Origin of the sequence: Stenotrophomonas sp. 22692 (assembly GCF_052045015.1) — a bacterium.
In the GTDB taxonomy this organism is placed as follows: domain Bacteria; phylum Pseudomonadota; class Gammaproteobacteria; order Xanthomonadales; family Xanthomonadaceae; genus Stenotrophomonas; species Stenotrophomonas geniculata.
In genome coordinates this window covers 1-5,793 of record NZ_JBQEMR010000071.1, presented here as the reverse complement: position 1 = coordinate 5,793, position 5,793 = coordinate 1, and the positions used below count along the sequence as shown (strand labels likewise).

Genomic DNA, 5,793 nt, shown 5'->3' with positions numbered 1-5,793 from the left:
CCCCCCCCCCCCCCCCCCCCCCCCCCCCCCCCCCCCCCCCCCCCCCCGCTACCGGCAGGTCAGGCTTCCGGAACGAAGCCTGCGGGCTTCTCCGCGTCCTTCTCGAACAGGAACTTGACCAGTTCGCCTTCAAGGAACGCGCGATGCTCCGGCGTGCGCGGTGACAGCCGGTTCTCGTTGATCAGCATGGTCTGGTGCGCCAGCCACGCGGCCCAGGCCTGCTTGCCGATGTTGTTGAAGATGCGCTGGCCCAGCTCACCGGGGTAGGGCACGAAGTCCAGGCCCTCGGCATCGCGTTGTTCGTACTGGCAGAAGACGGTTCGGGGCATGGCACTCACTCGTGGTTGCGGGATTTCTTGGAGGTTCGTTTCGGCGTCTTGATCGTGGCGCCGTCGAGCAGCTTGCGGATCGGCGCCGGAAGGCCCAGCGCGGGCAGTTCGTCGGCAGCCACCCAGCGCAGCGTGGGTTCTTCCACGCGCAGGCCGTGTACCTGCCGCGACAGTACCTGCAGATGCAGCTTGTAGTGGCTGAAGGTGTGCTGCAGCACCGGCAGTTCGTCGGCATCTTCCAGCGAGCCGTCCACATGTGTGTCGAACCAGTCCTGCAGGTCGCTGCCCGTCTCGGCCTGCGGCAGCGTCCACAGCTGCGCCCAGATGCCAGTATCCGGCCGCTTCTGCAGCAGCACGCGCTGCTGGGCGTCGCGCAACAGCAGGGCGACCGCTTCGCGTTCGGGCAGGGTCTTGCTGGGCTTGGGCGTCGGTAACTCAGCGGTGCGGCCTTCGCGGCGTGCCACGCAGTTGTCCTGCAGCGGGCAGATCACGCATGTCGGCTTGGCCCGACTGCAGACGGTGGCGCCCAGATCCATCTGCGCCTGGGTGTAATCGGCCATGCGCCCGGCCGGGACCTGCGCAACGTGCGCCTCGGCGATGGCCCACAACTGCTTCTCGATGGCCGGCAGGGCGGGAAACCCGTCGATGCCGTGGTAACGGCTCAGCACGCGCTTGACGTTGCCATCCAGGATCGCGAACGGGTCGTTCCAGGCTTGGCTGAGGATCGCGCCGGCAGTGCTGCGGCCGATGCCGGGTAGGGCGTGCAGTGCATCGAAATCTCGCGGCAGGTCGCCGTCATGCAGTTCCACGCAGCGCTTTGCGGCGGCATGCAGGTTGCGTGCGCGGGCGTAGTAGCCGAGCCCGGCCCACTGCGCCATCACCGCGTCGTTGCTGGCGGCGGCAAGGTCGGGCAGGGTCGGGAAGTGCTGCAGGAACCGCTGGAAGTACGGGATGACCGTGGCCACCTGGGTCTGCTGCAGCATGATTTCCGACAACCACACCCGATAGGGGCTGCGCGGGTGCTGCCAGGGCAGGTCGTGGCGACCGTGGTCGTCGAACCAGTGCACCAGGCGGACGACGAAACCGTCTTCCTGGGCAGTGCTGGCGCTGGCGTGCGGCTGGCGAGGCATCGGTGTTCCAGAGAGGCAGCCACCCGTGGGGGGGCTCTACCAGGCTGCAGTAGAGCAGCCCCATGGCTGGTTGCACGGGTGTATCAGGCGCCCAGCGCTTCGGGCAGCAGGGCGTCGACGAAGGCTTCCGGGTCGAACACGCGCAGGTCTTCCGGGCGCTCGCCGATGCCGGCGAAACGGATCGGAATGCCGAACTCGCGGGCCAGCGCGAACACCACACCGCCCTTGGCGGTGCCGTCCAGCTTGGTCACCACCAGGCCGGTCACGTTCACCGCGGCATTGAACTGGCGCAGCTGCGACAGCGCGTTCTGGCCGGTGGTGCCGTCGATCACCATCAGCACTTCGTGTGGTGCGGTGGGATCAATCTTGCCCAGCACGCGGCGGATCTTGCCCAGCTCGTTCATCAGGCCGGACTGGGTGTGCAGGCGGCCGGCGGTGTCGGCGATCAGCACCGAGGTACCACGGGCCTTGCCGGCCTGCAGCGCGTCGAACGCCACCGAAGCGGCATCGGCGTTCTGCCCCTGCGCGACCACCGCCACGCCGTTGCGCTCGCCCCAGGCCTGCAGCTGGGCCACGGCGGCGGCACGGAAGGTGTCACCGGCGGCCAGCATCAGGCTGTGGCCCTCGTCCTTGAAGCGCTTGGCCAGCTTGCCGATGGTGGTGGTCTTGCCAACGCCGTTCACGCCGACGGTTAGCACCACGAAGGGCTTGGCGTTGCGGTCGATCACCAGCGGCTTGGCCACCGGCTGCAGGATTGCGATCAGCTCGGCGCGCAGCGCGGCCAGCAGTGCATTGGCGTCGGCGAACTCGCGCGACTTCATGCGCTTGCGCAGGCCCTCGACCAGATCAGTGGTGGCACCCACGCCGACGTCGGCGGTGATCAGTGCGGTTTCCAGCTCGTCCAGCAGGTCGTCGTCGAGCTTGGGGTTGCGCGAGAACAGGCCACCGAAGCTGCGCGCGATGACGCTGTTGCGCAGGCGTTCGCGCCAGCCGGGCTTGCCGGCAGGCGCCGGAACGGCGTCAACCGAGGCGGCGGCAGGCAGGTCGTCGGTGACCGGTGCCGGGGTGGGCTCAGGCAGTGGTGCGGGTGCCGGTTCGATGGCCGGGGCCGCCACCGGGGCGACGTCGATCCGGGCAGCCGGTTGCGGAGCGCTCGGAGCGGGAACGACCGGCGCCGGAACCACAGGGGTAGGCTCGACAGCGACCGGAACGACGGCTACCGGCGGCGGCTCGACCGGCGCAGGCGCGGCCGGTACGGCTACCGGTGCAGGCTCTTTGTCCTCGACCGGTGCGGCCGACGGGAACGCCGCCGCCAGCTCTTCAGCCGAGTAGTGCTGGGTCTTGGGTGCCTCCGCTGCGGGGGCATCCTGGGGCTTCTTGCGGCGGAAAAAACTGAGCATTGGCAAAAGGCGCTGAAATCAGAGGGATATGCTACCACTCGGGCCTGTCGGGCCGATGTGGACTCAAGGTCGCGGCCTGCCGGCCGTTAACCGGTCCGGAGGGCTGCGCAGTGCGGCCCGGAGACCGCCATGAACAACGTGATGGGAATCGCCCTCGGCGGGATGCGTGCGGCCCAGCAGGGCGTGCAGGTGGCCGCGCACAACGTGGCCAACCTGGCGACTCCCGATGCCCAACGCCTGCAGCTGCAGCGTAGTGCGGTGGAGCAGGGCGGGGTGCAGGCTTCGGTGACGTCCATTGGCGCCGATACCCGCGCACCGCTGGGTGATCTGCTGGCGGCGAAAGCCGAGGTGGTGGCCTTCGCCGCCAATGCCACGGTGATCCGCCGCCAGGACCAGATGCTGGGCTCGCTGCTGGATCGCGAAGCCTGAACCCCCTCGGCAAGCGCGAACCGCCGCCCCTGGTGGGTGCCAACCCTGGTTGGCATGCTTGACCCGCCCTGGTAGGTGCCAACCTTGGTTGGCACGCTATTGGGGCGCCAACCAAGGTGGGCCTCTACCAAGGCACCGCCGGGCCATGCCCGGCGACCACCGCCTCGATCAGGCCGACAGCTCCAGCAGCAGCTTGTTCAGGCGCGCCACATAGGCGCCCGGGTCCTTCAGGCTGTCGCCGGCGGCCAGTGCGGCCTGGTCGAACAGCACCCGGCCCAGGTCGTCGAAACGTGCGCCGTCGGCTTCGGCATCCAGCTTGGCGATCAGCGGATGACCCGGGTTGATCTCCAGTACCGGCTTGCTGTCCGGCACCTTCTGCCCACTGGCTTCCAGGATCTGGCGCATCTGCAGGCCCAGGTCCTGTTCGCCGATGGCCAGCACCGCCGGCGAATCGGTCAGGCGGTGCGACACGCGCACTTCGGCCACGTCATCGCCCAGCACCGTCTTCAGGCGCTCGACCAGGCCCTGCTTGTCCTTCGCTGCCGCTTCCTGCTCCTGCTTGTCCGCTTCGGTTTCCAGCGCGCCCAGGTCGAGGTCGCCACGGGCGATGTCGACGAAGCCCTTGCCGTCGAAATCGGTCAGGTAGCCCATCAGCCACTCGTCGATGCGGTCGGTCAGCAGCAGTACTTCCACGCCCTTCTTGCGGAACACTTCAAGGTGTGGGCTGTTGCGCACCTGGCTGTAGCTCTCGCCGGTCAGGTAATAGATCTTGTCCTGGCCTTCGGTCATGCGGCCGATGTAATCGGCCAGCGACACGGTCTGCGCATCGGCCTCGCCGCGGGTGGAGGCGAAGCGCAGCAGGCCGGCCACCTTCTCGCGGTTGTTGTAGTCCTCGGCCGGGCCTTCCTTCAGCACCTGGCCGAATTCCTTCCAGAACGTGGCGTACTGCTCCGGCTTGTCGGCGGCCAGCTTCTCCAGCATGTCCAGCGAGCGCTTGGTCAGCGCCGCCTTCATCGAATCGATGACCGGGCCGGACTGCAGGATCTCGCGCGAGACGTTCAGCGACAGGTCGTTGGAATCGACCACGCCCTTGATGAAGCGCAGGTACAGCGGCAGGAACTGCTCGGCCTGGTCCATCACGAACACGCGCTGCACGTACAGCTTCAGGCCCTTGGGCGCGTCGCGGTGGTACAGGTCGAACGGCGCGCGGCCGGGCACGTACAGCAGCGAGGTGTACTCCAGCTTGCCTTCGACCTTGTTGTGGCTCCACGCCAGCGGGTCGCTATGGTCGTGCGCCACATGCTTGTAGAACTCGGTGTATTCGGCGTCGCTGATTTCGGTGCGCGGGCGGGTCCACAGCGCGCTGGCGCGGTTGACGGTCTCCCATTCGACCGCAGCGCCTTCTTCGCCACCTTCCTTCGGCATCTGGATCGGCAGGCCGATGTGGTCCGAGTACTTCTTGAGGATGCTGCGCAGGCGCCAGCCATCGGCGAAGTCGTGCTCGCCCTCCTTCAGGTGCAGGACGATGCGGGTGCCGCGCTCGGCCTTGTCGATGGTGGCGACCTCGAAATCGCCTTCGCCACGCGAGGTCCAGCGCACGCCTTCGGCTGCGGCCAGGCCGGCGCGGCGCGAGGTCACTTCGACTTCGTCGGCGACGATGAAGGCGCTGTAGAAGCCGACGCCGAACTGGCCGATCAGCTGCGAATCCTTCTTCTGGTCGCCGGACAGCTGGCGCAGGAAGTCGCCGGTGCCCGACTTGGCGATGGTGCCCAGGTGGGCGATGGCTTCGGCGCGGCTCATGCCGATGCCGTTGTCTTCGATGGTGATGGTGTGGGCGGTCGGATCGAAGCTGACGCGCACGCGCAGTTCGCTGTCGCCTTCCAGCAGGGCCGGCTGGGTCAGGGCCTCGAAGCGCAGCTTGTCGGCGGCGTCGGCGGCGTTGGAGACCAGCTCGCGCAGGAAGATCTCCTTGTTGGAGTACAGCGAGTGGATCATCAGCTGCAGCAGCTGCTTGACTTCGGTCTGGAAGCCAAGGGTTTCGGTCTGGATGGTGTCGGTCATCGATAGGGCTCCATGTGCAATGCCGCGCCAGCGCGTGCGGCCTCGCCAAGGGGTAGGGATGATTGTCCCGAAATCAAGGGGTTGGTCGGGCAGGGCGGCGCCCTGCACCCGCAGAGGCCAAGGCAACTGCAACTGCAACAGCAACGGCAAGAGCGGGCATTCCGTGGGATGGCGGGGCGGTGTGGGTTGGCAGGACACGCCGTAAACCCGTCCTTGGGGGCTCGATGGCGCCATCCATGGCGCCAACGGTCCTGCCAACCCACACCGCCCCGCCTCTGACAGGCTCCCGGTGACGGTCGCAACGGCGGCTTCCTGATTTCATTCAAATCCTTCGATATCTGACAGATGTTCATCCACGCATGGCGTGGATCTACCGACAGATGGCGAGAAACTGTCGAAGGCGGGGTGGGTCCGGTTGAGGGGGCGTGAGCCGCATGGATGCGG

General features: G+C 67.5%; 5 protein-coding genes. 1 reads left to right on the top strand and 4 read right to left on the bottom strand.

Translation table 11 applies throughout. The features are described from left to right. Nucleotides 1-59: 59 nt before the first annotated feature. The 3 genes from ACTJJM_RS21005 to ftsY all read right to left on the bottom strand — a co-directional run bounded on the left by ACTJJM_RS21005 (nucleotide 60) and on the right by ftsY (nucleotide 2,859). Nucleotides 60-329: an oxidative damage protection protein gene (locus ACTJJM_RS21005; protein ID WP_019661206.1), complete on the bottom strand. Its 270-nt coding sequence runs from the start codon at nucleotides 327-329 to the stop codon at nucleotides 60-62. 5 nt (nucleotides 330-334) lie between these two features. Next, nucleotides 335-1,459: an A/G-specific adenine glycosylase gene (mutY, locus tag ACTJJM_RS21000; protein ID WP_126560771.1), complete on the bottom strand. Its 1,125-nt coding sequence runs from the start codon at nucleotides 1,457-1,459 to the stop codon at nucleotides 335-337. Between the two features lie 83 nt (nucleotides 1,460-1,542). Beyond that, complete coding sequence (ftsY, locus tag ACTJJM_RS20995) at nucleotides 1,543-2,859, bottom strand: signal recognition particle-docking protein FtsY (protein ID WP_109814988.1); 1,317 nt, start codon at nucleotides 2,857-2,859, stop codon at nucleotides 1,543-1,545. Nucleotides 2,860-2,988: 129 nt separating this feature from the next. Between ftsY and ACTJJM_RS20990 the strand changes: the two genes are divergently transcribed. Continuing rightward, the gene (locus ACTJJM_RS20990) at nucleotides 2,989-3,288 is read left to right on the top strand and encodes a hypothetical protein (protein ID WP_053442829.1); all 300 of its coding nucleotides are present in this window, start codon (nucleotides 2,989-2,991) and stop codon (nucleotides 3,286-3,288) included. A gap of 168 nt (nucleotides 3,289-3,456) precedes the next feature. On the opposite strand, the gene htpG is transcribed toward ACTJJM_RS20990, so the two are convergent. Then, entirely contained in the window at nucleotides 3,457-5,349 is a 1,893-nt protein-coding gene (gene htpG, locus ACTJJM_RS20985) for a molecular chaperone HtpG (RefSeq protein ID WP_043402584.1), read from the bottom strand. Nucleotides 5,350-5,793 lie beyond the last annotated feature (444 nt).

Excerpts from the sequence above, each read along its gene's own strand:
- htpG (WP_043402584.1), bottom strand. The coding sequence starts at position 5,349 with ATGACCGACACCATCCAGACCGAAACCCTTGGCTTCCAGACCGAAGTC.
- ACTJJM_RS21005 (WP_019661206.1), bottom strand. The coding sequence starts at position 329 with ATGCCCCGAACCGTCTTCTGCCAGTACGAACAACGCGATGCCGAGGGC.
- ACTJJM_RS20990 (WP_053442829.1), top strand. The coding sequence starts at position 2,989 with ATGAACAACGTGATGGGAATCGCCCTCGGCGGGATGCGTGCGGCCCAG.
- mutY (WP_126560771.1), bottom strand. The coding sequence starts at position 1,459 with ATGCCTCGCCAGCCGCACGCCAGCGCCAGCACTGCCCAGGAAGACGGT.
- ftsY (WP_109814988.1), bottom strand. The coding sequence starts at position 2,859 with ATGCTCAGTTTTTTCCGCCGCAAGAAGCCCCAGGATGCCCCCGCAGCG.